At 31.5% G+C, this 26,730-nt stretch carries 29 protein-coding genes and 1 riboswitch; of the genes, 22 read left to right on the forward strand and 7 right to left on the reverse strand.

Features of this window, described 5'->3' with window-relative positions; genetic code table 11:
• Nucleotides 1–25: 25 nt before the first annotated feature.
• From lon to KPL54_RS14270, 3 genes are all read left to right on the forward strand, one after another.
• Nucleotides 26–2,413: an endopeptidase La gene (gene lon, locus KPL54_RS14260; protein ID WP_216107191.1), complete on the forward strand. Its 2,388-nt coding sequence runs from the start codon at nucleotides 26–28 to the stop codon at nucleotides 2,411–2,413.
• Nucleotides 2,414–2,623: 210 nt separating this feature from the next.
• A riboswitch (glycine riboswitch) is annotated at nucleotides 2,624–2,716 on the forward strand.
• Nucleotides 2,717–2,779: 63 nt separating this feature from the next.
• Entirely contained in the window at nucleotides 2,780–3,049 is a 270-nt protein-coding gene (locus KPL54_RS14265; protein ID WP_216107192.1) for an ACT domain-containing protein, read from the forward strand.
• 10 nt (nucleotides 3,050–3,059) lie between these two features.
• Entirely contained in the window at nucleotides 3,060–4,415 is a 1,356-nt protein-coding gene (locus tag KPL54_RS14270; protein WP_268037890.1) for a PFL family protein, read from the forward strand.
• Between the two features lie 107 nt (nucleotides 4,416–4,522).
• Here the strand turns inward: KPL54_RS14270 and KPL54_RS14275 are convergent, their stop codons facing one another.
• Nucleotides 4,523–4,849 carry a hypothetical protein gene (locus KPL54_RS14275; RefSeq protein ID WP_216107193.1) on the reverse strand — a complete coding sequence of 109 codons (327 nt, stop codon included), beginning with the start codon at nucleotides 4,847–4,849 and terminating at the stop codon, nucleotides 4,523–4,525.
• A gap of 199 nt (nucleotides 4,850–5,048) precedes the next feature.
• Between KPL54_RS14275 and KPL54_RS14280 the strand changes: the two genes are divergently transcribed.
• The 16 genes from KPL54_RS14280 to KPL54_RS14355 all read left to right on the forward strand — a co-directional run bounded on the left by KPL54_RS14280 (nucleotide 5,049) and on the right by KPL54_RS14355 (nucleotide 17,399).
• The gene (locus KPL54_RS14280; RefSeq protein ID WP_216107194.1) at nucleotides 5,049–5,561 is read left to right on the forward strand and encodes an RNA polymerase sigma factor; all 513 of its coding nucleotides are present in this window, start codon (nucleotides 5,049–5,051) and stop codon (nucleotides 5,559–5,561) included.
• Complete coding sequence (locus KPL54_RS14285; protein ID WP_216107195.1) at nucleotides 5,558–6,007, forward strand: hypothetical protein; 450 nt, start codon at nucleotides 5,558–5,560, stop codon at nucleotides 6,005–6,007. Before KPL54_RS14280 ends, KPL54_RS14285 begins: the two co-directional genes overlap by 4 nt.
• Nucleotides 5,988–6,512, forward strand: coding sequence for a hypothetical protein (locus KPL54_RS14290; RefSeq protein ID WP_216107196.1), 525 nt, complete (start codon nucleotides 5,988–5,990; stop codon nucleotides 6,510–6,512). The genes KPL54_RS14285 and KPL54_RS14290 overlap by 20 nt, the downstream gene beginning before the upstream one ends.
• Nucleotides 6,505–6,810 carry a LiaI-LiaF-like domain-containing protein gene (locus KPL54_RS14295; RefSeq protein ID WP_171297840.1) on the forward strand — a complete coding sequence of 102 codons (306 nt, stop codon included), beginning with the start codon at nucleotides 6,505–6,507 and terminating at the stop codon, nucleotides 6,808–6,810. The genes KPL54_RS14290 and KPL54_RS14295 overlap by 8 nt, the downstream gene beginning before the upstream one ends.
• 149 nt (nucleotides 6,811–6,959) lie before the next feature.
• Nucleotides 6,960–7,685, forward strand: a complete 726-nt coding sequence (locus KPL54_RS14300) for a VCBS repeat-containing protein (RefSeq protein WP_216107197.1) — start codon at nucleotides 6,960–6,962, stop codon at nucleotides 7,683–7,685.
• A 34-nt stretch (nucleotides 7,686–7,719) separates the two neighbouring features.
• Entirely contained in the window at nucleotides 7,720–8,226 is a 507-nt protein-coding gene (locus tag KPL54_RS14305; protein ID WP_216107198.1) for an amidase domain-containing protein, read from the forward strand.
• A gap of 235 nt (nucleotides 8,227–8,461) precedes the next feature.
• Nucleotides 8,462–8,830, forward strand: coding sequence for a response regulator (locus KPL54_RS14310; RefSeq protein ID WP_216107199.1), 369 nt, complete (start codon nucleotides 8,462–8,464; stop codon nucleotides 8,828–8,830).
• Between the two features lie 16 nt (nucleotides 8,831–8,846).
• Nucleotides 8,847–9,719, forward strand: coding sequence for a hypothetical protein (locus tag KPL54_RS14315; RefSeq protein WP_216107200.1), 873 nt, complete (start codon nucleotides 8,847–8,849; stop codon nucleotides 9,717–9,719).
• 156 nt (nucleotides 9,720–9,875) lie between these two features.
• Complete coding sequence (locus tag KPL54_RS14320; RefSeq protein ID WP_216107201.1) at nucleotides 9,876–10,022, forward strand: hypothetical protein; 147 nt, start codon at nucleotides 9,876–9,878, stop codon at nucleotides 10,020–10,022.
• A 93-nt stretch (nucleotides 10,023–10,115) separates the two neighbouring features.
• Nucleotides 10,116–10,664 carry a hypothetical protein gene (locus KPL54_RS14325; protein WP_171297846.1) on the forward strand — a complete coding sequence of 183 codons (549 nt, stop codon included), beginning with the start codon at nucleotides 10,116–10,118 and terminating at the stop codon, nucleotides 10,662–10,664.
• Nucleotides 10,665–11,069: 405 nt separating this feature from the next.
• Entirely contained in the window at nucleotides 11,070–12,215 is a 1,146-nt protein-coding gene (locus tag KPL54_RS14330; protein WP_216107202.1) for an ABC transporter substrate-binding protein, read from the forward strand.
• A 100-nt stretch (nucleotides 12,216–12,315) separates the two neighbouring features.
• Complete coding sequence (locus KPL54_RS14335) at nucleotides 12,316–13,194, forward strand: branched-chain amino acid ABC transporter permease (RefSeq protein WP_071612678.1); 879 nt, start codon at nucleotides 12,316–12,318, stop codon at nucleotides 13,192–13,194.
• Nucleotides 13,195–13,203: 9 nt separating this feature from the next.
• Entirely contained in the window at nucleotides 13,204–14,169 is a 966-nt protein-coding gene (locus KPL54_RS14340; RefSeq protein ID WP_216107203.1) for a branched-chain amino acid ABC transporter permease, read from the forward strand.
• Nucleotides 14,147–14,920 (forward strand): ABC transporter ATP-binding protein, encoded by a 774-nt coding sequence (locus tag KPL54_RS14345; protein WP_216107204.1) that lies wholly within the window; start codon nucleotides 14,147–14,149, stop codon nucleotides 14,918–14,920. Before KPL54_RS14340 ends, KPL54_RS14345 begins: the two co-directional genes overlap by 23 nt.
• Nucleotides 14,913–15,617: an ABC transporter ATP-binding protein gene (locus tag KPL54_RS14350; protein WP_216107205.1), complete on the forward strand. Its 705-nt coding sequence runs from the start codon at nucleotides 14,913–14,915 to the stop codon at nucleotides 15,615–15,617. The genes KPL54_RS14345 and KPL54_RS14350 overlap by 8 nt, the downstream gene beginning before the upstream one ends.
• 210 nt (nucleotides 15,618–15,827) lie before the next feature.
• Nucleotides 15,828–17,399 carry a hypothetical protein gene (locus KPL54_RS14355; protein WP_216107206.1) on the forward strand — a complete coding sequence of 524 codons (1,572 nt, stop codon included), beginning with the start codon at nucleotides 15,828–15,830 and terminating at the stop codon, nucleotides 17,397–17,399.
• A 69-nt stretch (nucleotides 17,400–17,468) separates the two neighbouring features.
• Here the strand turns inward: KPL54_RS14355 and msrB are convergent, their stop codons facing one another.
• Entirely contained in the window at nucleotides 17,469–17,924 is a 456-nt protein-coding gene (msrB, locus tag KPL54_RS14360; protein ID WP_216107207.1) for a peptide-methionine (R)-S-oxide reductase MsrB, read from the reverse strand.
• Between the two features lie 281 nt (nucleotides 17,925–18,205).
• On the opposite strand from msrB, the gene KPL54_RS14365 reads away from it, so the two are divergent.
• The 3 genes from KPL54_RS14365 to KPL54_RS14375 all read left to right on the forward strand — a co-directional run bounded on the left by KPL54_RS14365 (nucleotide 18,206) and on the right by KPL54_RS14375 (nucleotide 21,436).
• Nucleotides 18,206–18,664 (forward strand): Lrp/AsnC family transcriptional regulator, encoded by a 459-nt coding sequence (locus KPL54_RS14365; protein WP_171297850.1) that lies wholly within the window; start codon nucleotides 18,206–18,208, stop codon nucleotides 18,662–18,664.
• Between the two features lie 22 nt (nucleotides 18,665–18,686).
• Nucleotides 18,687–20,099, forward strand: coding sequence for an aspartate ammonia-lyase (locus tag KPL54_RS14370; RefSeq protein WP_216107208.1), 1,413 nt, complete (start codon nucleotides 18,687–18,689; stop codon nucleotides 20,097–20,099).
• Nucleotides 20,100–20,269: 170 nt separating this feature from the next.
• Entirely contained in the window at nucleotides 20,270–21,436 is a 1,167-nt protein-coding gene (locus KPL54_RS14375) for an amidohydrolase (protein ID WP_216107209.1), read from the forward strand.
• Nucleotides 21,437–21,508: 72 nt separating this feature from the next.
• Here KPL54_RS14375 and KPL54_RS14380 read toward each other — a convergent pair whose 3' ends face one another.
• The 5 genes from KPL54_RS14380 to gdhA form a co-directional block, all read right to left on the reverse strand.
• Nucleotides 21,509–22,645 (reverse strand): trans-sulfuration enzyme family protein, encoded by a 1,137-nt coding sequence (locus KPL54_RS14380; RefSeq protein WP_216107266.1) that lies wholly within the window; start codon nucleotides 22,643–22,645, stop codon nucleotides 21,509–21,511.
• Between the two features lie 48 nt (nucleotides 22,646–22,693).
• Nucleotides 22,694–23,437, reverse strand: coding sequence for an amino acid ABC transporter ATP-binding protein (locus KPL54_RS14385; protein ID WP_216107210.1), 744 nt, complete (start codon nucleotides 23,435–23,437; stop codon nucleotides 22,694–22,696).
• A 13-nt stretch (nucleotides 23,438–23,450) separates the two neighbouring features.
• Nucleotides 23,451–24,134, reverse strand: coding sequence for an amino acid ABC transporter permease (locus KPL54_RS14390; RefSeq protein ID WP_216107211.1), 684 nt, complete (start codon nucleotides 24,132–24,134; stop codon nucleotides 23,451–23,453).
• A 12-nt stretch (nucleotides 24,135–24,146) separates the two neighbouring features.
• Nucleotides 24,147–24,944 carry an amino acid ABC transporter substrate-binding protein gene (locus KPL54_RS14395; RefSeq protein ID WP_216107212.1) on the reverse strand — a complete coding sequence of 266 codons (798 nt, stop codon included), beginning with the start codon at nucleotides 24,942–24,944 and terminating at the stop codon, nucleotides 24,147–24,149.
• 198 nt (nucleotides 24,945–25,142) lie between these two features.
• Nucleotides 25,143–26,480: an NADP-specific glutamate dehydrogenase gene (gene gdhA / locus KPL54_RS14400; protein ID WP_216107213.1), complete on the reverse strand. Its 1,338-nt coding sequence runs from the start codon at nucleotides 26,478–26,480 to the stop codon at nucleotides 25,143–25,145.
• Nucleotides 26,481–26,730 lie beyond the last annotated feature (250 nt).

A 26,730-nucleotide genomic window follows, 5' to 3' on the forward strand; every position in this document is an offset into this window, starting at 1 on the left:
ATTTTTGAAAGGAAGGATGATTATAATGATGAGTTTAGATAAAAAAAATAAAGAGGGAATGGTAATTCCTGTAGCAGATATAGTTTTATTACCAGGAATGGAGTATACTTTAAAGCTAAATAAAATTAGTGAAGAAGAACTTAAAAATTTAGACGATGAGCAACAATTTAGTATCGCTTTACCTTTAAAACAAAATTTTAACCAGAACCAGTTAAAAGAAGAAGATTTCCATAGAGTTGGCGTTTCATTTCATGTAAATGAAGTTGAGAAAACAGAAAAAGGATATCAAGTGAAAATTAAAACTTTAGACAGGGTTGAAATTAATGAACTTATTATTGAAAGTGGTTTTATACGTGTAGAATTTGAGGTAATACCAGATATTATTGATCTTAATGAAAAAGGTCAAGAAGAAATGATTGAATGCATTAAGAAGGTTACTCGTGAGGTTAGTGAAAGATTTAAGGGATCAGACCAGTTTATGAAGATGATAGAAGATCAAAAGGAGCTAAATGCACTAATGGCTCATCTTACTCAATTTATGCCACTAACAAACGAAGAAAAGTATGAGTTAATTAAAATTAAGTCATTAAAAAATAGAAGCCTTAAGTTTATGGATTACATCTTAAAACAAAAGGAAGCTCTCAAGTTGCAACTTGAGATGGCAGAAAAATTCACTCAGAAAGCTAATAAAGGATATAGAGAATCAGTATTAAGAGATCAATTAAAGGCGATTCAAACAGAATTAGATGAAGGAAAAAGTGAGAGTGCGAAGAAAGATAAAACTTATATAGATAAAATTGAAGAGGCTCAAATGCCGGCTGAAATAAAAAGCGCTGCTTTAGATGAACTTGAAAAGTTAGAAAGACAAAGCGAAAATAGTGCTGAATATAATATTGTACGCAATTATTTAGATTTATTAGTTAAACTACCTTGGAAAAAGTCTGAACCGAAAGTTATTAATTTAGGAGAAGCAAGGCGAATACTAGATGAGCAGCATTATGGACTTGATAAGGTTAAGGATAGGATTTTGCAACATTTAGCGGTTATGCAGCTTAAAAAAGATAAAAAAGGTTCTATTTTATTATTAGTTGGACCTCCAGGTACTGGTAAAACTAGTTTAGGTAAAAGTATTGCACAGGCATTAGATAGGAAATATATAAGATTAAGTTTAGGTGGAATACGTGATGAAGCAGAAATAAGAGGACATAGAAGAACTTACATTGGTGCAATGCCAGGAAGAATTATTCAAAGCATAAAGAAAGCAGGAGAAATAAATCCAGTTATTGTTTTAGATGAAGTGGATAAGCTAATGACTGGTTATAATGGAGATCCAGCCAGCGCATTACTTGAGGTATTAGATCCAGAGCAAAATAACAGCTTTACAGATCATTATTTGGATTTACCTTATGATTTATCTGAAGTATTTTTTATAGCAACAGCTAATTCGATTGGTGACATTCCAAGGCCATTACTTGATAGAATGGAGATAATCCAGATATCTAGTTATACTATGAATGAAAAATTCCATATTGGAAAAAACCATTTAATACCTGAAATACTTGAAGAACATGGGTTAAATAAAGAACAGTTAGTTATTGAAGATGGAGCTTTGCAAAAGATAATTAGTGAATATACCATGGAAGCTGGTGTTCGTGGATTGAAAAAACAACTAGCTACGCTTGCAAGAATTACTTCAGAAAAAATTGTATCACATAAAGGAGAGTTACCATTTATTGTTACTGAAAGTGAGTTAGACGATTTACTTGGTAGAAAAGTTTCAAGTCATGATAAGGCTCAAAAGGATAATCCACCAGGAGTAGTTACAGGCCTTGCATGGACATCTGTAGGTGGAGAAATACTTTTCATTGAAGCTACGGACATGTTAGGAAGTGGACAAGTTATATTAACAGGACAACTAGGAGATGTTATGAAAGAGTCTGCAAGGATATCTTTAAGTTTACTTAAATCAAGGTTACCAATGAATTCTATAAACTTTAAGGAAAGAGATCTTCATATTCATGTTCCATCAGGATCTGTTCCTAAAGATGGTCCATCAGCTGGAATTACATTGTTCACTGCACTTGCTTCATTAGTTACAGGAATAAAGGTGGATCCAAAACTTGCAATGACAGGAGAAATAACTTTAAGAGGAGCAGTACTACCAATTGGTGGACTTAAGGAAAAGTTAATTGGAGCTCAAAGGGCAGGTATAACAAAAATATTAATTCCTAAGGAGAATTTAGTTGACCTAAAGGATGTGCCTGAAGAAGTTAGAAGTTTGTTAACTATTAAAACGGTAGAAACAGTAGAGGATGTTCTTCGTGAAACACTAGGAATATCACTACCTAGAATAGAACATGTATTTAATCCGAGTATTTCGTCGGAAATAAAGATTAAAGCAAATCAAATATAAGATATGCTTAAAAGGTGCCTTTAGAGGCATCTTTTTTAATGTCTTAAATAGAGAAATTAATATAATATGTTGATATTAGTTAGTAAAACTGTTATTATAACAATAATAACTTACAACTAAATAGTTCGGATGATTATAGCAGAAGAGTATAGAATATCTATACACCCAAAAAGTAAATCTTTTAGGTACCGCACGGATATGACTGTTATAGGACGAGCCCTTGGAGAGACTCGAATTGAGCACCGAAGGAGCAAGCTTGTGAAAACTAGTGAAACTCTCAGGTAAAAGGACAGGGGATAATATTGATTTCAAGGGTCGAGTATTATCTATTCGGCTTTTTTTTGTGATTAAAAAAGGAGGAGAAAAATGAAGGCTGTATTAACTGTAATTGGGAAAGATAGAGTAGGTATCATTGCAAATGTATCCAATTTATTATTTGAAAAAAATGCTAATATTTTGGACATTAGTCAAACTATTATGCAAGAATTTTTTACTATGGTAATGCTTGTGGATTTAGGTAATATTAATATTTCTTCAAAAGAACTAACTGAATTATTAATTACGATGGGTAAAGATTTAAAAGTTTCAATAAAAATGCAACATGAGGATGTATTTAATTCAATGCATCTTGTATAGGAGGTAGAAAGTGAATATTAATCAAATAATGGAAACAGTAAAAATGTTAGAGGATGAAAAGTTAGATATTAGAACACTTACAATGGGAATATCTTTACTCGACTGTTGTGATTCTGATGGTAAAAAGGCTAGAGCTAGAATTTATGAAAAGATTATGAGACTTGCTGGAAACTTAGTTAAGGTAGGAGATGATTTGGCTCTTGAATATGGAGTACCAATAATAAACAAAAGAATCTCAGTTACTCCAATTTCTTTGATTGCAGGAGCATCTAATGATGAGAATTATGTAGAGTATGCAATAATGCTTGATAAAATTGCAAATGAACTAGGAGTAAACTTTATTGGAGGATTTTCTGCATTGATTCATAAGGGGTATACTACTGGTGATCATAGACTCATATCTTCTATACCAGAAGCTATGAGAGTTACAGAGAGAGTATGCTCATCTGTGAGCGTTGCAAGTTCTAAAGTTGGAATTAATATGGATGGAGTTCGCGAAATGGGTCAAGTTATTAAGGAGGCTGCAAGGCTTACTGCCGATCGTGATGGGCTTGGTTGCGCGAAAATCGTAGTCTTTGCTAATGCGGTAGATGATAATCCTTTTATGGCAGGAGCTTTCCACGGAGTTGGAGAACCTGAGTGTACCTTAAATGTAGGAATAAGTGGCCCTGGTACAGTAAAAGTTGCCCTCGAAAAAGTAAGAGGTGCTGACTTTGGCGTTGTAGCTGAGGTAATAAAGAAAACTGCATTTAAGATAACAAGAATGGGTCAATTAGTTGGAATGGAAGCTGCCAAAAGGTTAGATGTACCTTTTGGCATAGTAGATTTATCATTGGCACCAACACCTGCAATAGGTGATAGTGTTGCTAGGATACTTGAGGAAATGGGACTTGAAGTATGTGGAACTCATGGCACAACTTGTGCACTAGCAATGCTCAATGATGCAGTTAAAAAGGGAGGAATAATGGCTTCTGGCTGCGTTGGTGGTTTAAGTGGCGCATTTATACCAGTAAGTGAGGATGAGGGAATGATTGAAGCCGTAGAAAAGGGAGCTTTAAACATTGAGAAACTCGAAGCTATGACTTGCGTTTGTTCAGTAGGCCTTGATATGATCGCTATTCCAGGAGATACTTCTGCAGAAACAATATCAGCAATTATTGCAGATGAGTGTGCAATTGGAATGATTAATAATAAAACTACTGCAACAAGGTTAATACCAGCTCCAGGTAAGAAAGTTGGGGACTCAGTAGAATTTGGTGGACTTCTTGGACGTGCTCCAGTTATGAAGGTAAGTGAATTCTCAAGTAACGATTTTATAAATCGTGGTGGAAGAATTCCCGCACCTATACATAGCTTTAAGAATTAGAAAGCTAATACACGTTAGTTGGAAAACGGAAATTTGATCTGACTTCAATAAAAATAAAAGGTTGGCTATATCAAAATAATTATTTGAATTATTTTGATATAGCCATTTTATTCTTTTCTGCAACAATTTTTATGGACCCAGTTTTTATAGACATCTTGAAATCCTAAGTCTGTATAACAAATCACGTCTCCAGGGGAAATTTGATTTTTACATACCTGACAAGTAGATCTATAATCAGCAGTCTTTGTAATCCCAAGCCATAGTGGTTCACTAAGTTTTGTTAGCTCTATATTAAGCTCATCCGATGTAAATTCTTTGCATACTATCTCACGTAAATAAGCGGAGAAATTATTTTCTCCATGAGTTAATTTGGATTTTTTTAACGCAAGGCTATATACATGATCTGGTAGAGTAATTGATACTTTTTTACTCATTATGTTTAACTCCTATAGTATTAATATCTACTAATATAGTATGAATATTAATAAAATTTGTGCATATTTTATATGTACTAATGCTAATTTTATGGACAAGCCATTTTAAAATTAATAATAAATATAAAGTATATTATTTTATATTTGAAGTGTTTTTTATTTTTTAATCGTTATATTATAGTAGGGACAAAAGGGGGGGATGATGGTTATTCAAGAGGAAGAATTTTCAAGTTATATAAAACAATATGAACGTTTAATCATCACTATTTGTCTATCGTTTACTAAGAGTTATTTTGATGCAGAAGATTTGGCACAACAAACATTTTTGTCTGCTTATACTAATTATAGTAAATTTGATGGGGTTAATTTTAAGGCCTGGATTACAAGAATTGCTATAAATAAATGTAAAGACTTTCTTAAAAGTCCTGCAAGAGTAATTTATAGCTTATCTGATGAAAATTTTGAGTGTTTGAAAGATAAGGGTGGTACTCCAGAAGATATGCTTTTAGAAAGATGTAGTAAGAAAAAAATACACAATTTATGTGAAAGATTAAAAGAGCCTTATAGATCTGTTGCAGTAAATTACTTTTGTGAAGCTATTAAACTCTCAGATATGGCAAAAGATACAGGGATAAGTTTAAAAACATTGCAAACCCATCTTTATAGATCAAAAAAACTTCTTAAAAATTTATGGAAGGAGGAGTTTATGTGAGTGGTACATTATTCAATGAAAATGGACATATAACTAAGATATTGATACAAAGGTTTAAAGAGGGTTCCCTAAGTGATAATGAACTAGTTTTAATGTCAGAACATATATGTTTGTGCGAAACCTGCGCAGATGTTTTAGCAGATAGTTTTAATAATAATGAACTTGCGGATGCTCCTTTAGGATTTGAGGAAGAGGTGATAAGCAAAATAAAAAAGAAAAAAGAAAGTAATACTCAGTTTATATTTTACTCTCTTAGGGTGATAACTGCAGCAAGTATAGCATTAATATTTGTTTTTTCAAATTCATTAAATTTTATAGCTAATAAACCATTGGATGTAAACCCTATAAGTTTAAGCTCAATAAACACAATTAATGCAAGCCTTAACAGTTTTTCGCAAAAAATAATTAATATGGAGGTATTTAATAATGAAAAAGGAAAAAAATAAATTTTTAACTTTTGGTTTTTCACTTTTGCCCGGGGCTGGTCACATGTATATGGGATTTATGAAGATGGGATTATCACTAATGACAATGTTTTTCTTCATAATATTCCTTTCGAGTTTTCTTTCTATAGGACCAATTCTTTTCGTTGCACCGTTGATATGGTTTTATTCATTTTTTGATTGCTTAAACAAGAGGTATGCAACTGATGAAGAATTTTTACTTTTAGAGGATAACTACTTATTTTCGCTTGATGAACTGGTAAAAGTAGATAAAGATATATTAAAAAAACATGCATTGTTTTCAGGAATATTATTAGTACTTCTTGGTGGATACTTAATATTTAACAATATTATTAACAGCTTAGCTGGATATATTCCAGGAGATGTATATAATGTTATCAGTGATGTAACAAGGATGGCTCCTCAGATAATAATAGGTGTAGTAATAGTTGTTATAGGTGCAAAACTTATTATAGGTAAGAAAAAGGAGTGTGATATGAATGATTAAGGGACGCCGAGTTGGGACTTTTACTACGGGAATAGTTTTAGTTATGTTTGGGGTAATGTTTTTGCTCAGATTAATATATCCAAGTATTAATTATTTAAGACTAGCATCACTGTGGCCAGTAATTTTAGTTCTTCTTGGAGTAGAAATTATTGTAGGCTATTTGATAAACAAGGATGAGATAATGAAGTATGATTTTGCTGCAATAATTCTAATAATAATCTTGGCTGTTTTTTCAATGGGTATGGGATGTATGGAATATGTAATTACTCATATTCAACAGTTAAGAACTATATTGTAAGTTTTATATTATGAAAAATTAGCTATGGGATAAACACTTTTTAATATGTTTATTCTATAGCTAATAGTTTTTTATTAATAAATAATTGTAAATTTTCAAAGGAAGTATCATAAGATATTATATAAAGCTTATAAAACAAAGGAGCCGTTATGTATAATAATTATTCTAGAGATAATATAATAAAACCAACAATTGTAGCTTATGCAAGTGGAGATGTAAGTGGGGATAGAATACCTGATAATGTGTATTTAACTGGTATAAAAAAATATGGCAGTCAATTTATTGAAAACATAACACTTGAAATACAAAATGGCATGACAGGTGAGTTTACTAATATAACATTCAGTGATAATTATGGATACAACCCTACAATATTTTTGGGGGATTTTACAGGTAACCATGTAGATGATATTTTGATAGGTATTAATTCAGGCGGTAGTGGTGGGATAATGTATTATTATATTTATTCTTTTATTAATAACAAAGTTCAAGTACTGTTAGACTTTAATGAATATAACGATTTATACAAATATGATGTTATATATAAAGATAATTATAAGGTTGAAGTTATTAGTAAAACAAATAAACAAAAATACATTATTGATATCTCTAATAGGGGATTTGATTATTTAAATGAAATATATTATGTAAATGGAAAACTAAAGAGCCCAATCAACGGGTTTGTAAATCCGATAAGTGGATTATATCCTGTGGATTTCGATTCAAATGGAGTGTATGAGCTATTGGTATATCAAAAAATTGCTGGTAGATATAATGCAGACGCTTTAGGGTATGTTTTAAATACTTTAAAATGGGAAAATAATAAGTTTGATTTGTATAATCAGAATATAGCTATTTTTGGAGCACAAATATAGCTATATTTTGATATAAATTTAAAGGAGTAATAGTATGTTAAGCAAATATGATAGAAAACTAGCAACAAGTTATGCGGTTAAGTACGCTCTTGAGCCAAACAAAAGATATAAGTTCTATGAATTTGTTAATGGAAATGGGGGGGATTGTACTAATTTTGTTTCTCAGTGTTTAATAGCAGGGGGAGCAACAATGGATTACAATAACGTTAGACCTTGGTGGTATGATGGGAGAGGTAAAGCATCAATTTGTTGGGCTGTTGCTAATTCACTGTTTTGGTATTTAAAAACGAATCAAAAACTAAATAGAAATGTTATTAAGGGTTTAGAGGTAGAGGACTTAAGCAAACTTGAAATAGGGGATGTAGTATTTTACGAAAACTATAGTAATTCTATTTTTCATGCAGCAATAATAACATCGTTTATAGACGAGTCTGGAATTCTTGAACCTCGTATATCTCAACATTCATATAATCAGATTAATGAAACATATGTAAAAAATTATGATTATAAAAAAGCACGTTTTCTTAAAATTACTTTTTGATAAGTAATCAAACTGTTTGAAATATTACAATTGTTAATATGGTCGCAATTGGTAGCACTTTAACAAATTTTCTTGAATTAAGTACGATCTCCCATGCATCATCATTGTAGTAATATATGTTTATTACTGTTTTTAATAAAATATACAGTAATAAAAAGGTTTTTTTGGAAAAATGACGAAAGTAAATAGAGAAATAGAAATTTAGTGTATTGTTATTATATTAGGAGGGGTTAAAGTGATAGAAAATTTGCTTAAAATATTGGTTTGTGATGATTCTATGCTAATTAGAAAAAAATTGAAAGAGGTATTAAAAAGTTGTGGTTGTAATAATATTTTAGAAGCATCTAATGGGCAAGAGGCCGTAGATAGTTACAAAGAGAATAATCCAGATTTAGTATTTATGGACATCATTATGCCTTTTAAAAATGGAATTGAAGCTGTTAAAGAAATAATAGAATTTGATAATGATGCAAAGGTAGTAATGGCATCTTCAGCTGGAACAAAAGAACATGTAAAGGTTGCGATAAAAGCAGGAGCATTTGAATTTGTTCAAAAGCCTTGGGAAAAGGAACAAATTAATAAAATTCTTCTTAGTTTAAAATAAGTAAGGAGGTCATGCAATGTTTAGTCAGTATTTTGGCCAATATTTATTAAATGAAAAATATTTAACTTTTCAGCAATTAAAGATGGCAGTAGAATATCAACAATCAGTACGATTAAAACTAGGGGTTTTAGCAGTAAATGCAGGATATATGAATGCGAATCAAGCAAGTAAGGTACATTCAATGCAAACAAAACTTGATAGACGGTTTGGCGAAATAGCTGTTGATATGGAATATTTAAAAGAAGAACAAGTAGAGGAATTGCTTTCATCTCAAAGATTTGGGCATCTTCTACTTGCGCAAGCACTAATTGACAAAAATTACATGTCACTAGAAAAGTTTGAAGAGGCAATTTATGAGTATAAGAAAAAATACAATATTTCGGAAGCTCAGTTTGATAAATTGCAAAGAGATGATGTAGATGAGATTATAGATATTTATGTAAATTTAGAAAATGATAAATATGGTACAGAAATCAAAAATTACATAGCTTTATTTATGAGGAATGTAATTCGTTTTATTGATTCTCAGGTTTATACTAATAAAATTATGAAGGTTAAAGAATTCAAAACAGAATGCTGCGTAAGTCAAAGAATAAAAAACTCAATTAATTTTTTAACTTATATTAATGCAAAGGAAGATGTTTTTGCATTATTAGCATCTAGATATGCAGAGGAAGAGTTATTAATTGTAGATGAAATGGCTAAAGACTCTGTGGGTGAATTTTTGAATTTAAACAATGGGTTATATCTTGTAGGAATGTCTAATATAGGCATAGAACTTGACATGGAGCCTCAGACGGAGTTTTTTGGAAAAACAATATATTCAACATACGTGATCCCAATAGAATTACCTTTTGGCACAATGGAACTTATTATGTCTCATGTGTAGAAGATGTTTAGTATAAATTATATGCTTTTATGTATTTATAGTAATAAAGGTTAATATAAAAAGATAATATTAAAATTGTAATTTTATCTGTAAAATGATACAATGAACCTATAAGTAAAGAAAAAATATTATTAAATGATAAATGGGGTGAGGTCTGTGTTAGCTTGTATTAAAATTTCTCAAACTAAAGAACTGGAAACATTATCTAACATAGCCATAGATAAACTCACTTGCGTTAAAATTAATATGGGATTAAAATATAATTTAGTTAGAAAACACCTAGAAGCGGTATGCGCTTCCTAGGTGTTTTATTTTTGGAATTTGTGAAATTCTTAAGAGATAATTAAGTATTATATTATGTTTTAAAAAAAAAGAAATTAAAAGGAGAATTAATTTATGAATAAGAGCGAGATTATAATTAAGGGATTACCTGTAAAAACAAATAGGCTAGAGAGTGGAGATGTTAATTTACTCTTTAAAATAGGAACTTATGATGATATGGAATCGGTTTATAGAGTAGTTGTGAAAAAAGATTATTGGAGAGACGCGGTAGTAGGTATGGAAGATGTAAATTATTTTGTTATTAAAGGTGAACTTAAAGCATGTGTAAATCGTACAGGTACACCGTTTATTTCAGTAGAAGCAACATCAATAAAAATATTTCACTTGTTAAAAGATGAAAATGGACAAATAGATTTAAATTATGAAATGCCAACTGGAACTGATGAAATAATGGATATAACAAAGTTAGTAAATGAAAATGAAGGTATGTCTTTAAAAAGATCAAAAAACAAGGCATTAAATTACATGAAAAATAATAATAAGTTTAATAAACCAATCGTTGTTAAAAAAGGAAGTCTTGTTATTGTGTCAGGACATGATCAATATGCAGCAGCACAGGAACTTGGAATAAATAATGTCCCAGTTTCATATTCGGATAACTAGCAAGTGGGAACTTTGTTCCCACTTGGTTTTTCGTGAAGGATATATTATAAATAAATCATTAACCTTTATAACATAAAAACATAAGATAAAAGATAGCTGCAGAAATTGCAGCTATCTTTTTATAAAGGAATTTATAATTATGAATCATAAAACATAAAACATGCAATTATTTAAAAAATGAATAAATTGAAATATTTATTTTTAAATTAATCAAAAAAGTATTGATAAGCGTTAAAATATATGATATTATTAATAAAAATTACGAATTATGAATAATATAAAAAATATTTATTCATAAAATGCAATTATGTGGTAATTGTTTTATGGGATATTGGTACACAATTATTTGAAAATGTGTAAGTAGTATTTATCAGAAATTAAATATGATTTTAGGGGGGTTATTAAATGTTTAAAAAGAAAATGTCGTTATTACTATCTATGGCTATGACTATAGGGTTACTTGCAGGATGCGGTGCAAAAAGTGCATCAACTACAGGAGATATAAAAATTGGAGTTGTATTACCACTTACTGGTTCAGTTTCATCTTTTGGAAAATCTGGACAAAATGGTATAAAATTGTTAGAAGATCAAGTGAACAAAGCTGGTGGAATTAATGGACGTAAGATTAAGTTTATTTATGAAGATGATGAAGGTAAACCAGATACTGCAACAACCGTTGGTACAAAACTTATTAGTAGTGATAATGTTGTAGCAATAGTTGGACCATTAACTAGCGGATCGGCTATAGCCCTTGGACCAATAGCTACTCAAAGTAAAATACCAATGATAACAGGATCAGGAACAAACCCAGATGTTACTAAAAAAGGTGGAGAATATGTTTATAGGTCATGTTTTATAGATCCTTTCCAAGGCAGTGTTTTAGCAAAATTTGCTTCAGGAGATTTAAAGGCAAAGACAGCGGCTATTCTTTATGATAATGGTAATGATTACTCTAAAGGATTGGCTGAGTTCTTTGAAAAAGGTTTTGTTGCAGCAGGCGGAAAAATAGTTGCGAAAGAAACTTATGCTACAGGAGACAAAGATTTTAAGGCACAGCTTACAAAAATGCAACCAACAAAACCAGATGTAGTATTGCTTCCTGATTATTATGGAACAGTTGGTAATATTGCAAAGCAAGCAAGGGCTATTGGAATAACTGCTCCACTACTTGGTGGAGATGGTTGGGATTCAGCTGAATTATTTAAAGTTGGTGGAACTGCAGTTAATGGATGTTATTTATCTGATCATTACTCAGCTGATGATACAGCACCTATAGTTGTCGCATTCCAAAAGGAATATAAAGCAAAATACAATTTGAATGCAGATGCTATGGCAGTTCTAAATTACGATGCTGCAAAGATAATGTTAGAAGCTATAAGAACTGCTGGTAAAACGGATGGACCAAGTATTAAAGCGGCACTCGCAAAAACTAATCTTGAAGTAGTATCTGGTAAAGTATCTTTTGATGCAAATAGAGATGCAATTAAAGGAGCCGTAATTTTAAAGGTTGATGGTGGTAAGTTCAATTTTGTTAAAAAGCTTGTTCCTTAATAAGAAAACAAAAAAATAAAGTTAGCAGACATACTTCATTAATAAATGGCAGTATGTCTGTATTTTAAAATATAAATTATGAGAAATGGAGGGAAAATAAATGGAATTTTTACAGCAGATTATTAATGGCTTATCATTAGGTTTTGTGTATGCATTAATTGCAATTGGTTATACAATGGTATATGGAATAATCGGACTTATAAATTTTGCGCATGGTGATGTTTTTATGGTTGGAGGATATTTTGGATTTTTCGCTGCAACCATGCTACATTTAAGTTTTATACCTACATTATTAATTGCAATGGGTGGAGCAGCATTAACAGGTGTGGTTGTTGAAAAAATAGCATATAAGCCTTTAAGAAATTCACCGAAATTATCTATACTAATAACAGCTATTGCAATGTCAGTACTGCTTGAGAATTTAGTAAGGCTCAAGATGACTACTGATCCACAAACATATCCAGAGACTCTTTTGCCATCGAAGGTAATACATTTCCTTGGCTTAAGTATTGATAATCGTCAACTTATAATTATAGGAATGTCAATTTTGCTTGTAGTAATACTTCAATTTATAGTTTTCAAAACTAAAACAGGTAAAGCAATGAGAGCGACTTCTTTTGATAAGGATGCGGCGGCGCTTATGGGTATCAATGTGGATTCTGTTATATCTATAACATTTGCAATTGGTTCAGCACTCGCAGGAGCTGCAGGTGTACTATTTGGAATTTTGTATTCGAGTATAGATCCATACATGGGTATAATGCCGGGGCTAAAAGCTTTCGTTGCAGCAGTTCTCGGTGGAATTGGTATAATCCCAGGTGCTCTATGGGGTGGACTAATAATGGGACTAGTTGAAACGTTTAGTAAAGTATATATATCATCTAGTTACTCAGATGCCATTGCATTTTCAATCCTTATTATTATTTTAATTGTTAAGCCTTCTGGACTTCTTGGTAAGAAAACCAGAGAGAAAGTGTAGGTGATAAAAATGAAAAAAGAATTTAGAAATACTATTATTTTACTTGTTATTGGAGTTATCTTGTTTTTTATTTTATCATTTCTAATGGATACTGAAATATTAAATAGATATTATGGAAGAATAGTAATATTAATTTGCATAAATGTTATTCTTGCAGTAAGTTTAAATCTTATTATAGGAATTACAGGACAGTTAACACTAGGACATGCAGGGTTTATGTCTATAGGGGCATACGCAGCAGCAATGTCTACAATTCAATTAAATATGCCGTTCCCTATAGCGCTTCTTCTTGGTGGTGTAGTTGCTGGGTTAATCGGATATCTTATTGGTCTTCCTACTTTAAGTTTAAAAGGGGATTATCTCGCTATAACTACTTTAGGTTTTGGAGAAATAATAAGAGTTGTTATCACAAATATGGATAAGCTTGGAGGTGGGCGTGGACTTTCGGGAATACCTCCTAAAACTACTTTTGCTTGGGTATTTTTTATAATGGTCTTTACCATTTTAATAATTTACAATATAGCACGTTCTTCGCAAGGTAGGGCTATGATGTCAGTTCGCGAAGATGAAATAGCCGCAGAAGCTATGGGGATTAATACTACAAAGTATAAGATTATGGCTTTTGTTATCGGGTCCTTCTTCGCAGGTATTGCAGGTGGATTATTTTCACATTATCTAATGTATATTAAGCCAGAACAATTTGGTTTCTTAAAATCAGTAGATTTAGTTACGTACGTAGTTATGGGTGGAATGGGAAGTTTAACCGGTAGTGTATTATCAACAGGTATACTAACAGTTCTTCCAGAAGGGCTAAGATTCCTAAACGATTATAGGATGATTATTTATCCACTAGCACTTATAATTATTATGAGATTTAGACCTCAAGGTCTAATGGGTACAAAAGAATTATCTATGAAAATATTTGATAAATTTTCAAAAGGAAGTGATAAAGATGCAGCTTTTAAAGGTAAATGATCTTACGATTAAGTTTGGGGGGCTAACAGCTGTTTCTGATTTCGCACTTAACCTTTCTGAGCATGATCTTGTAGGTTTGATTGGACCTAATGGGGCGGGAAAAACTACAATTTTTAATATGTTGACAGGTGTTTATGCCCCAACATCTGGAACTATAGAATTTAATGGAGAATTTATACAAGGCATAAAACCTTATGATATTACTAAAAAAAGAATTGCTAGAACATTTCAAAATATAAGATTATTTAAAGATTTAACAGTTCTTGATAATGTTAAAATATCATTTAATTATAATGTTAAATATAATTTATTTCACTCAATATTAAGGCTCCCAAAGTTTAAAAAGGAAGAAGCTGAAATTGAAGAGAAAGCACTTGAGATTCTTAAGGTGTTTAAGCTTGATGGTAAAAGAAATGAACTTGCATGTAATCTTCCCTATGGAGAGCAACGAAGACTTGAAATAGCGAGGGCTCTTGCTGCAGAACCTAAATTATTGTTACTCGATGAACCGGCAGCTGGTATGAATCCACAAGAAACTCATGAACTAATGGGGCTCATAAATTGGGTAAGAGATGAATTTAAAATAGCTATATTACTAATTGAGCATGATATGAAACTGGTTATGGGAGTTTGCGAGCGAATAATAGTAGTAGATTACGGTAAGGTAATTGCCGAGGGGACGCCTGATGAAATAAAGAATAACCCTAAGGTAATTGAGGCATACCTTGGAGAGGAGGTAACTGATGCTTAGAATTGATGGGTTAAATGTAAATTATGGCGCAATACATGCATTACATGATATTAGTTTGCACGTAAAGGAAGGAGAAATAGTTACACTTATAGGTGCTAATGGAGCTGGAAAAACCTCAATATTAAGAGCTATTTCAGGACTTATTCCTATAAAGTCAGGAAGTGTTTTATTTGAAGGCAAACCAATTCATACCACTGCTGCTTATAAACTTTCAAAGCTAGGAATTGCACATGTACCTGAGGGAAGAAGAATATTTGCAAATATGTCAGTTATGGAAAATCTTGAACTTGGAGCTTATATTAGAAAAGATAAAAAAGATATAGCAAAAGATTATGAGATGGTTTTTGACAAATTTCCAAGGCTTAAGGAAAGAATAAAACAAATGGCTGGAACATTAAGTGGTGGGGAACAGCAGATGCTTGCTATGGGAAGAGCCCTTATGGTAAGACCAAGAATATTATTATTAGATGAGCCATCTATGGGACTTGCACCACTTGTAGTAAGAAATATATTCTCTATAATAGAAGAAATAAATAAGTCAGGAACTACGGTTTTGCTTGTAGAACAAAATGCTCATATGGCGTTATCTATTGCACATAAGGCATATGTTTTAGAAACTGGTAAAATAGTTTTAGAAGGTAGTGCGAAAGAATTATTAACTAATGATTCTATAAGAAGTGCATATCTTGGCGAGTAAGATTCTTTATACTAAGATGTTGATACTATAGTTATTCACTCACTTCTATTTTGGAGTGAGTTTTTGTTCGCCTAAGAATAAAAAGATGTTAAGAATATGTTTGAATATAGGAAGCATTCAAGTTATAATGTAATATGTAAACAAGCTATATTATATTAAAGATGACATTTTGTTTGTTTTTAGACTTATATTAATATTTGGAGGTAACAAATGCGTTGCGACAACTGTAATAATGAATTTAGTAATATTAATGGATTAAAATTTTGTCCATATTGTGGAGAGCAAATAGATGGAAAAATAGAAATGCAAGGTGAAACGGTTCTTAATAATGAGGATGGAGAAAATAAAGCTAAACCAACATTAAATGAGAAAAAAGAGCAAGATACCTCAGCAATGCCTGTAATATCAGATAAGGATATAAGAAAGTATAAAAGAGATAAAATTTTTGCTTCGGTTAAGAAAACATTTATACATAAGAAAGTAATTATACCTATGATAGCAATTATTTCTGTAATTATAGTATCAGTATTTGCATACTCATTTTTTATTGTTAGACCTATTGATGATGCTAGAATAAAGGCAGACCTGATAGGATCAGTTGTAACACTTCCTAAGGGTACAGTCATAAAAATCAATAAAGATAACATGAAAAGTTTCATTATAAGCAATCGGAATACGCAAAAAAGTAAAGATGAGATAAAAGTAGCATTAACTCTAAACAATGATGCTCTTGAGGCAAAGGTTTTGGTATCAGTAGTTTATCTTAAAGAAGGCAAAAATGAATGGAAAACTAATGGCAAACCAGTAACTCTTAATATTACTTCAGTGAAACCGGTAGTGGGAATGAATGACAAAATATTTTTAGCCAAATTAAAAGGATTAAAAATGACTATGGGGAATACACAGGAAGCATTAAATGGACAAAATGTTAAAAAGCTTGGTATAACATTAAGGACACCAGATTTTCAAAATGGAAAAGAAGAAATTTTAGTGGAAACGACTATAGATAGTGGACTTCTTAGGGCCTCAGGGAAAATAAAGTGTAGTCTTGTTTTTGAGGATGAAACATGGAGTATTAATTCTATAGATGCAAATAGTTCTGATGATTTTAAGTTAACACTATCGCCAGATTTTTCAGATGAAAAAACTATTCAAATTATAAAAAAGCAAGGACTTGCGGAAACAGTATCCTATTCTGATTTTTTTGGAGGCAAAGGATTTACTGTAAAGGATGGGTATACTAAGAGCATTAATATATCAGGAAAAACGTTTAATGAAAAAAAAGGAACACTAAAGCTTATTGCTAAGAGGGAAAATATAGCAGGTGAAATAAAGACGATATTATCAACTAATTATACTTTCTCGATATCTTTAAGCGATATAGCTTTATTAAGTGGATCAGAAACTACAGTTGATAGTGCAGTGATAAGCAATATTCCTGAGTCGTTAATTATACCTTCTATTACTAATGGTGAAATTGAAGGAAGTAATCTACTTTTTTGGTGGTCTAATAATCACAAGGTAACAGGGGAAGAAGCGAAGACTTTTAAAACTGATAAGACCTTATCTACAAAGGGTTTAAAAAATATAAAATATGTTTATGGAAATATTACGTATAAAGATGATAAAAATAATAAAAGTAAAGATAGGAGCGTTTCTATTGTAGCAGTTTATTTTTTAGTTTATGATGATTCTAGTGGATACAATTGGAAATTAAATAAACTAATTAGTGAAGACTCACCTAATTACAAAACATATATTAATTTAAAAGATGGTTTATAATAACAAAATTAGACTAAAGCAAATGCTTTAGTCTAATTTTGTTTGTGCGCCCAGCATGGTCGAAATCACTCATTTCTTAAATAGTTTCAAATAATCTTCATAACCGGCCTCTTTGAGTTTGTGAACTGGTATAAATTTTAATGATGCACTATTTATGCAATATCTTAAGCCACCTTCAGCACAAGGACCATCATTAAAAACATGACCTAGATGGCTGTCAGCATAAGAACTTCTTACTTCTGTCCTCATCATTCCAAGGGTCATATCTTTCTTTTCTTTAACATTCTTATTATCAACAGGTTTAGTAAAACTAGGCCATCCACAGCCTGAGTCAAATTTATCAAGAGATGTAAATAATGCTTCGCCACTATTAACATCTACATATATTCCTTCTTCTTTGTTGTTCCAAAATTCATTGTCAAAAGATCTTTCAGTTGCATTTTCCTGAGTTACTTCAAACTGAATTTGTGTTAGTTCTTTTTTTAACTGTTCTTTACTTTTTTTAGTGTATATTTTTTTATCCATAACAACAACCTCCTTAAAATATATATATTATTTTTTCTAAATAATTTTAGATATATATAAAGCTTAACCATTTTACAGAATTTAAGCAAGTTATAGTTAGTATATACTGATAAGCGCCTAATTTTTTTAGGTTAATTAATATTAGTAAACGTAATCAATTAAAAAAATAAGGATAAAATCCATAATTAACTAAATAAATATCTAAATATAAGCTATATATTTAATATATTAAATCATATGATATAATATACCTAATAATATTATTTAAGAGGTGATTTTGTATGGACAATATCGATATTAAAATACTTAAACTTTTGCAACAAAATTCTAGAGTTACCGCTTCTGAAATAAGTACTCGAATTAATTTATCCGTACCTGCGGTAGGTGATAGATTAAAAAAACTTGATAATGCTGGCATTATTGAAAAATATACTATAATATTAAGTGCCAAAAAGTTCAATAAGGATCTAATGATAATAATGTTCGTATCACTTGAATCACCTAAATTTACGGATTTATTTATTAATACGATTCAAGTAGATAATGAAATCGTAGAATGCCACTACTTAGCTGGAGATTACGACTATGTTTTGAAAATTATTACAGGGAGTACAGAGAGCTTAGAGAAAATTTTAAATAAAATAAAAAATATACCAGGTGTTCAAAAAACTAAGACTACAGTTTCTCTTTCTACAATAAAAAATAATTATTCTATTATACCAAGTGAGATTATTAACTAGATTATAAAGGGAGGTTACTAAAATGAATTTTAGATTAGAAAGCGATTCAATTGGATCAAAACAAGTACCAATGGAGGCCTATTATGGGGTACAGACTTTAAGGTGTGCTGAGAATTTTAAAATAACAGGACTTGGAATGTGCGTAGAATTTATAAAAAGTCTTGTAGAAATAAAAAAGGCAGCAGCAATAACTAATAATGAAGTCGGGCTTTTAGATAAAAAGATTGAAGAAGCTATTGTAATGGCCTGTGATGAAATAATAGATGGTAAATTACAAAATCAATTTATAGTAGATCCTATTCAAGGTGGTGCGGGTACAAGCATGAATATGAATGCTAATGAAGTAATTGCGAATAGAGCTATAGAAATACTTGGAGGAGAAAAGGGGAATTATAGTATAGTTCACCCCAACGACCATGTAAATTATGGACAATCTACAAATGATGTTATTCCTACAGCAGGTAAAATGACATCATTAAAACTTCTGCCAAAGGCAATAAAAGAATTATCTAAACTTTATGATGCTTTTAACGAAAAGTCAAAAGAATTTGATGATGTTATAAAGATGGGAAGAACTCAGATGCAAGATGCAGTTCCAATTAGGTTAGGACAAGAATTTAAAGCTTACAGTTCAGTGATAAGGAGAGATATCTCAAGACTTGAAAAAGCTAAGGAAGAATTAAAAGTTGTAAATATGGGTGGTACTGCAATCGGAACAGGTATGAATGCTGATATACAATATTTTAATAAGATAGTACCAAATATTTCAAAAATATCAAATATAGAATTAAAACAAGCAACAGATTTAATAGATGCAACGCAAAACTTAGATGCTTTTGTAGTAGTATCTGGTCTTATTAAAGCTTGCGCAGTAAATTTATCAAAAATAGCCAATGATTTAAGACTTATGTCATCAGGACCAAGAGCAGGATTTGGTGAAATTAATCTTCCATCGAAACAAAATGGTTCATCTATGATGCCTGGGAAGGTAAATCCTGTGATACCGGAAGTAATAAGTCAAGTAGCTTTTAATATTATAGGAAATGATATAACAATAACTATGGCTGCAGAAGCTGGCCAATTAGAACTAAATGCTTTTGAACCGGTTATATTCTATAATTTATTTCAATCTATAGAGACTTTAACTAATGGAGTAAACACCTTAGTAGTTAACTGTATTTTAGGGATAACTGCAAATAGAGAAAGATGCAAAGAATTGGTAGAAAATAGTATTGGGATTATTACAGCAATTTGCCCACATATAGGTTATAAAAAAGCTGCTGAAATCGCAAAAGCAGCTTTAAACACTAAACAATCAGTAAGAGAATTAATATTAAAAGAAGGCCTTTTAGGTGAAAAGGAACTTAATGATATATTAGATATAGAATTAATGACGAAGCCTGGTATATTAGCAAAAGAACTAATGGTAGGTTAAAATATGTGATCCCCATCAAATGGACATAACTAATAAATAGTTATGTCCATTTGGTGGGTTTATTTTATAGAGTATGATGCATATACTTTTTTTAAAAAAAGCAAAGAAAGTCCTATTAGTAGGATATAATGATAATACAGATTTTAAAAAAAATTAAGGGGTATAATATTATGGGAAATGAGAAATTATCAGAGAATATTAATAATTTAGAAAAAAAACTTATAGAGGTACGTCATAACTTCCATAAACATCCAGAGTTATCTAATGAAGAATTTGAAACAACTAAAACTTTACGTAAGTTACTAGATGAGGCTCAAATTCGTATACTTAATTTGCCGCTAGAAACAGGACTTGTTGCGGAAATAACAGGAGATAGGGAAGGACCAATTATCGCCATTCGAGGAGATATTGATGCATTGCCTATTAGCGAAGAAACAGATTTAGAATATAAATCACAAGTCAATGGTAAAATGCATGCTTGTGGTCATGATTTTCATGCAAGTGTTATTTTAGGTGCAGCTTATTTATTAAAGCAGCAAGAATCAACACTAGAAGGAACAGTAAGGATTATATTTCAGCCAGCTGAGGAGCTAGGACACGGCGCGGAAGACGTATTAGCATGTGGAGCATTATCTAATGTGGCTGCAATTTTCGGACTCCATAGTGCACCAGAGTTAGAAGTGGGAAGCTTTGGAACAAAGGTGGGAGCTATGACTGCAGCCGTTGATCGTTTTGAAATTGAAATTGATGGTATTGGTACTCATGCGTCATCTCCAGAAAAGGGAATTGATCCAATTATTGTTGCAGCTAATATAATTACAGCGCTTCAGACAATTGTTAGTCGAAGCGTTAGCACCTTTGATCAAGTACTTATTAGTGTTACTCATATTGAAAGTGGTAACACATGGAATGTAATCCCAAATAAGGCTTATATTGAAGGAACAGTGAGAACTGTTAATGCTAAGATGCGTGAGTTTGTTCCAAGCAAAATGAGACAAATAATTAAAGGTATGGCTGACTCATTTGGAGCAACTGCTGAGCTTAAATGGTATAGTGGACCACCAGCAACAAATAACACGAAAGATTGGACAGAGGTTGCATTAGAAGTTGCGCAAAAGCAAGGATATGTTATTAAAAAACTTCCGGATACACTAATTGGTGAAGATTTTGCTTTTTACCAAGAGAAAATACCTGGTGCATTTGTAAATATTGGTACAGGTGTGTCATACTCACTTCATCATCCCAAATTTAAGGTAGATGATGCTGCACTTTTGCCAGCTGCCAATTATTTTTCAGAACTTGCTAAGCGCGCTTTGGTAATACTTAAAGAAAAATAAATTTAATAAATATAATAACAAAGAAGCACATCCCTAGAAAATATAGGAATGTGCTTCTTTGTTATTATATAATTATAATTCTAATGCTGTTTTTAAATCGTCCACTATATCAGAAACATTCTCAACACCTACTGATAATCTTACTAAATGATCGGTTATTCCAATTTCTTGTCTAATTTCATATGGAACTGCAGCATGTGTCATTGTGGCAGGATGGCAGATTAATGATTCTACTCCTCCTAGACTTTCTCCAAAAGTTATTAACTGAAGACTTTCTAAGAATTTTTTATAATCATAATCTTTTTTTAGAACAAAGGAAATGATACCGCCATATCCATTTGCTTGTTTTTCTTGTATTTTATGTCCTGGGTGATCTTCAAAACCAGGATAATATACTTTTTCCACTTCTTTTCTATCTCTTAAGAATTCAGATACAATTTTTGCGTTTGAGTTGTGTCTGTCCATTCTTAAAGCTAGAGTTTTAATACCTCGTATTAATAAGAAGGAATCAAATGGTGATAAAACTCCACCTGTTGAATTTTGTATGAATCCAATTCTTTCTGCAAGTTCTTTGTTATTTACTACAACAAGGCCCGCAATTAAATCACTGTGTCCACTTAGATATTTTGTAGCACTATGAATAACTATATCAGCACCAAGGGTAAGTGGCCTTTGTAGATATGGAGTCATAAATGTGTTATCTACAATTAAGAGTAAGTTATTTTTTTTAGCAATTTTTGCAACTGCTGAAATATCTGTAATACCCATTAATGGATTTGTTGGTGTTTCTATAAAAATAGCTTTTACACTATCATCAATTTTATTTTCTAATAACGTTATATCAGATGAATCAAATGCAGTATAATTTATACCAAAATTATTAAAATATTTGTCTATAACTCTAAAGGTTCCACCATATATATTATTTGATATTAGAATTCTATCTCCTGTTTTAAATAACGATAATGTAGCAGTTGTAGCTGCCATACCTGAAGCAAATGCGAAACCTGCATAACCTACTTCAAGATCTGTAATGAGTCTTTCAAGAGCTTCGCGTGTAGGATTTCCTGATCTTGAATACTCATAAGCATTATCAGCATCAAATTTACCTTTTTTGAACGTAGATGTCTGATAAATGGGAACATTTACTGCTCCAGTATTAGCATCACCATCTATTCCACCATGTATTAATAATGATTCGAATTTCATATCTTTCTTCATATTTTTCCTCCTCGAATAAATTTTTATATATAATAACTAATTAAAATCTAAACTTAAAAATTGTTTTATTCGTGCGTTATTTGTGTTACTTAATAATTCCTCTGGAGTTCCCTTATCAAGGATAATCCCGTTATCCATAAATATTATATTGTCACCTACATCTCTTGCAAAGTTCATATTATGAGTAACGACTACCATAGTCATGCCTTCAAGAGATAACCCCTTCATAACTTTAAGCACTTCGGCTGCAAGTTCTGGATCTAGTGCAGAGGTTGGTTCATCAAATAACAATACTAATGGTTCGATAGCCATAGCACGTGCTATAGCAACTCTTTGTTGTTGCCCACCTGAGAGTTCATGAGGGTAACTATCAGCCTTATCTAAAAGTCCAACTTTATCTAGAAGGTTAAGTGCTTTATCATGTGCAGCTTTTTTAGGTTGCTTAAGCACAGTAGTGAGTCCCTCCATAATATTTGCAACTACAGTCATATGAGGAAACAAATGAAATCCTTGAAATACCATCCCTGTATTTCGTCTTAGTGTTAGCATTTCTTTATCAGTTGGTTCTTTATTTCCACCAAAAACCAATTCAATATCTCCAATGCTTATGGTTCCAATGTTCGGTATTTCCAATAAGTTTATACATCTAAGAAGGGTTGTTTTACCTGAACCTGAAGGCCCTATTACAATGGTTGTTTCACCTTTTTTTATATTTAAGTTGATACCTTTTAATATCTCATTATTGCCAAAACTTTTGTGTAAATCTTTTATATTAATCATGAAATTCCTCCAATTACCTAGCTACATATCTTTCAAGTTTTTTCTCTATTCTTTGCTGAATTATAGTTAATATTGTACAAAACATCAGATAAATAAAAGCTACCTCACAATACAACACAAGTGGCTCATATGTTGTTGCGGTTATTTGCTGTGCAACTTGGAACATTTCAGCTAAAGTAATAGCCGCTGCAAGTGATGTATCTTTAATAAGACTTATAAAGGAGTTTGACAGTGGCGGTACAGATACTCTAGCTGCCTGTGGCAAAATTATACGAAGGAGCGATTGAGTATGAGTCATACCAATTGAACTTGCGGCCTCCCATTGCCCCTTAGGTATAGATAAAATGGAAGCTCTAATTACTTCTGAATTATAAGCTCCCACGTTTAATGTAAAACCTATAATTGCTGCAGGGAGTGCTCCTATTGTTATACCGGCTGCTGGTAATCCATAAAATAATATAAATAATTGTACGAGAAGAGGAGTTCCTCTTATTATCCAAACATATAAACTTGATATTAGGTTTAGTGATTTATATTTTGATATACGAGCAAGAGCCGTTACCATAGCTAAAATTGAACCAAGTACGAAGGAAATTACAGCTACTGGAATTGTAAACTTCACACCTGCTATTAATAAAGGAAAGAAAGAATCTTTAACTATGCCGAGTATTCTTAGTGTATCTGCGTCTAAATTCATTTTATCACCCTTTTATTTTGATACATCGCTGCCAAAATATTTATTTGAAATTTTTGAGTAAGTGCCATCTGATTTCATGTCAGCTAATGCTTTATTAACTGCGGTTACTAATTCTTTATTTCCTTTATTGAACATAAATCCACTAGGTTGTGCATCTCCTTTTGTATCAACAACCTTTATAGCAAGGTTTGGTTTTTGTTTTTTTAGATCGAGGTAAGATAAACTGTCATTAACTGTGGCATCTACTCTTTTAGAAACTAAGAGATCAATTGACTGGTTAAAGCCATCAACTGCTTGGAGCACCGCACCATTAGCTTTTGCAATTTTGCCTAAGTCGCTAGTTAATGATTGAGCAGATTTCTTGCCTTTTAAATCAGCAAATTTTTTGATAGTATTATCAGAACTATTTACTATTAGAACAGCTTTCGAAACTATATACGAGGTTGAAAAATCGTATTTTAGTTTTCTATCTGAATTGATTCCAACTTCATTCGCTATCATGTCAAATCTCTTTGCACCCAGCCCAGCAAGCATACCGTCCCACTTTGTTTCTACAAATTCTGGTTTAACTCCAAGACGTTTAGATACTTCCGTTGCAATATCAACATCAAATCCAGTTAATTTTCCTGATTTGTCATGGAAAGTATAAGGTGCATAAGTACCCTCAGTACCGATTTGTATTTTACCTTCACTCTTTATTGTTTCTAACAAATTTTTTGATGTTGCAGTTTTACTGGTACTGTTACCACATCCTACAAGACCTACTGATGCTACTAATAAAGTGGTAATTAATATAGATAATTTTTTCATTTGTTTTCCCCCTTGAAGTAATCCTACTGTTTTAGTAAGGTATTGAATTAATAATACCATAATTAATCCGTTGTTGTCAATATACGTTCGAAATTAAAAAGTGCTTTAAAAAACAACTAAAATAAAGGGTGGCTAATGGCCATCCTTTATTTTAGTTCATTCGGTGAAACTATTTTTTAAAAATCATTAAGGTAAATATTAATAAGCTATTCCCTCAGAATACATAGCATCAGCTACTTTAATGAACCCTGCGATATTAGCACCGGCAAGTAAATTACCTTCAAATCCATATTCTTTTGCAGCACTACTTGCTTTAATATAAATATCTGACATTATAGCCTTTAATTTATTATCAACTTCTTCAAATGTCCATGAGTATCTTATGCTGTTTTGTGACATTTCAAGTGCTGAAGTAGCAACGCCACCTGCATTAACTGCTTTAGCAGGTCCAAAAAGAATCTTGCTTTTTAAGAATACACTAATTGCTTCTGAAGTGGAAGGCATATTTGCTCCTTCTCCAACTGCTATACATCCATTCGCTACAAGAGTTTTTGCAGATGATTCATTTATTTCATTCTGAGTAGCACAAGGAAGTGCGATATCACACTTTATTTTCCAAATTCCTGAGCAACCTTCATGATATTCTGCAGTAGGATGGTATTTAACATATTCGCTTATTCGTTCTCTATTAACTTCTTTAATTTTTTTAACTGTATCTAGTTTAATTCCAGTAGAATCATATATGTATCCATTTGAATCACTTAATGCAACTACATTTGCTCCTAGTTGTATAGCTTTTTCGGCTCCGTATATTGCAACATTACCTGAACCAGAAATTACAACTGTTTTATTTTTAAAGGAATTTTTTGTAGCTTTAAGCATTTCTTCAACAAAGTAACACATACCATATCCAGTGGCTTCTGTACGAGCAAGACTTCCACCATAAGAGAGTCCTTTACCTGTTAATACACCTGTAAATTCATTTCTAAGCCTTTTATATTGACCATACATAAAACCAATCTCTCTGCCGCCAACACCAATATCACCAGCGGGTACATCGGTATCAGCTCCAATATGTTTTGAAAGCTCAGTCATAAAACTCTGACAAAATCTCATAATTTCTCTATCAGATTTTCCCTTAGGGTCAAAGTCACTTCCACCCTTACCACCACCAATTGGTAGACCTGTTAAGGAGTTTTTAAAAGTTTGTTCAAATCCAAGAAATTTAATAATACTAAGGTTAACTGAAGGATGAAGCCTTAAACCACCTTTGTAAGGTCCAATAGCACTATTGAATTGGACACGAAAACCTCTGTTTACATTTACTACTCCCTTATCATCTATCCAGGAAACTCTAAATATAATTTGTCTCTCAGGCTCTACAATTCTATCAAATATACCAGCTTCCATCCATTCAGGATGAGCTGCAGCAACTGGCTCTAGAGATTCTAGTATTTCTTTTACAGCCTGTTGAAATTCTGGCTCGTTTGGGTTTTTCTTAATAACTTGTTGAGTTAAACTTGATAATAAACTCACTTTATGGCCTCCTCAAATATAATATATAAATATATGTTGAATTTTAAAATTAATAGTTATCAATATATACAATTTTATAAAAATTGCATTTATCTATTATATATTCTACCATTTATAGAACGATTTTTCAACTTTTTAAAAGCTAGTTTTGATAACAGTGAGCAGTGGTAATGACTTGTGGTAATAGCTGCGCCATAACAAATTATTTGAGATTGGTTTTATATGTTAAATAAAGCATAAATCCATATTA

The sequence above is a fragment of the Clostridium estertheticum genome, assembly GCF_018861295.1.
GTDB classification, from domain to species: domain Bacteria; phylum Bacillota; class Clostridia; order Clostridiales; family Clostridiaceae; genus Clostridium_AD; species Clostridium_AD estertheticum_D.

Excerpts from the sequence above, each read along its gene's own strand:
- KPL54_RS14365 (WP_171297850.1), top strand. The coding sequence starts at position 18,206 with ATGGACAATATCGATATTAAAATACTTAAACTTTTGCAACAAAATTCT.
- KPL54_RS14330 (WP_216107202.1), top strand. The coding sequence starts at position 11,070 with ATGTTTAAAAAGAAAATGTCGTTATTACTATCTATGGCTATGACTATA.
- msrB (WP_216107207.1), bottom strand. The coding sequence starts at position 17,924 with ATGGATAAAAAAATATACACTAAAAAAAGTAAAGAACAGTTAAAAAAA.
- KPL54_RS14380 (WP_216107266.1), bottom strand. The coding sequence starts at position 22,645 with ATGAAATTCGAATCATTATTAATACATGGTGGAATAGATGGTGATGCT.
- KPL54_RS14350 (WP_216107205.1), top strand. The coding sequence starts at position 14,913 with ATGCTTAGAATTGATGGGTTAAATGTAAATTATGGCGCAATACATGCA.
- KPL54_RS14395 (WP_216107212.1), bottom strand. The coding sequence starts at position 24,944 with ATGAAAAAATTATCTATATTAATTACCACTTTATTAGTAGCATCAGTA.
- KPL54_RS14390 (WP_216107211.1), bottom strand. The coding sequence starts at position 24,134 with ATGAATTTAGACGCAGATACACTAAGAATACTCGGCATAGTTAAAGAT.
- KPL54_RS14295 (WP_171297840.1), top strand. The coding sequence starts at position 6,505 with ATGATTAAGGGACGCCGAGTTGGGACTTTTACTACGGGAATAGTTTTA.
- lon (WP_216107191.1), top strand. The coding sequence starts at position 26 with ATGATGAGTTTAGATAAAAAAAATAAAGAGGGAATGGTAATTCCTGTA.
- KPL54_RS14280 (WP_216107194.1), top strand. The coding sequence starts at position 5,049 with ATGATGGTTATTCAAGAGGAAGAATTTTCAAGTTATATAAAACAATAT.
- KPL54_RS14340 (WP_216107203.1), top strand. The coding sequence starts at position 13,204 with ATGAAAAAAGAATTTAGAAATACTATTATTTTACTTGTTATTGGAGTT.
- KPL54_RS14345 (WP_216107204.1), top strand. The coding sequence starts at position 14,147 with ATGCAGCTTTTAAAGGTAAATGATCTTACGATTAAGTTTGGGGGGCTA.
- KPL54_RS14385 (WP_216107210.1), bottom strand. The coding sequence starts at position 23,437 with ATGATTAATATAAAAGATTTACACAAAAGTTTTGGCAATAATGAGATA.
- KPL54_RS14265 (WP_216107192.1), top strand. The coding sequence starts at position 2,780 with ATGAAGGCTGTATTAACTGTAATTGGGAAAGATAGAGTAGGTATCATT.
- KPL54_RS14305 (WP_216107198.1), top strand. The coding sequence starts at position 7,720 with ATGTTAAGCAAATATGATAGAAAACTAGCAACAAGTTATGCGGTTAAG.
- KPL54_RS14355 (WP_216107206.1), top strand. The coding sequence starts at position 15,828 with ATGCGTTGCGACAACTGTAATAATGAATTTAGTAATATTAATGGATTA.
- KPL54_RS14300 (WP_216107197.1), top strand. The coding sequence starts at position 6,960 with ATGTATAATAATTATTCTAGAGATAATATAATAAAACCAACAATTGTA.
- KPL54_RS14315 (WP_216107200.1), top strand. The coding sequence starts at position 8,847 with ATGTTTAGTCAGTATTTTGGCCAATATTTATTAAATGAAAAATATTTA.
- KPL54_RS14375 (WP_216107209.1), top strand. The coding sequence starts at position 20,270 with ATGGGAAATGAGAAATTATCAGAGAATATTAATAATTTAGAAAAAAAA.
- KPL54_RS14275 (WP_216107193.1), bottom strand. The coding sequence starts at position 4,849 with ATGAGTAAAAAAGTATCAATTACTCTACCAGATCATGTATATAGCCTT.
- KPL54_RS14335 (WP_071612678.1), top strand. The coding sequence starts at position 12,316 with ATGGAATTTTTACAGCAGATTATTAATGGCTTATCATTAGGTTTTGTG.
- KPL54_RS14290 (WP_216107196.1), top strand. The coding sequence starts at position 5,988 with ATGAAAAAGGAAAAAAATAAATTTTTAACTTTTGGTTTTTCACTTTTG.
- KPL54_RS14370 (WP_216107208.1), top strand. The coding sequence starts at position 18,687 with ATGAATTTTAGATTAGAAAGCGATTCAATTGGATCAAAACAAGTACCA.
- KPL54_RS14325 (WP_171297846.1), top strand. The coding sequence starts at position 10,116 with ATGAATAAGAGCGAGATTATAATTAAGGGATTACCTGTAAAAACAAAT.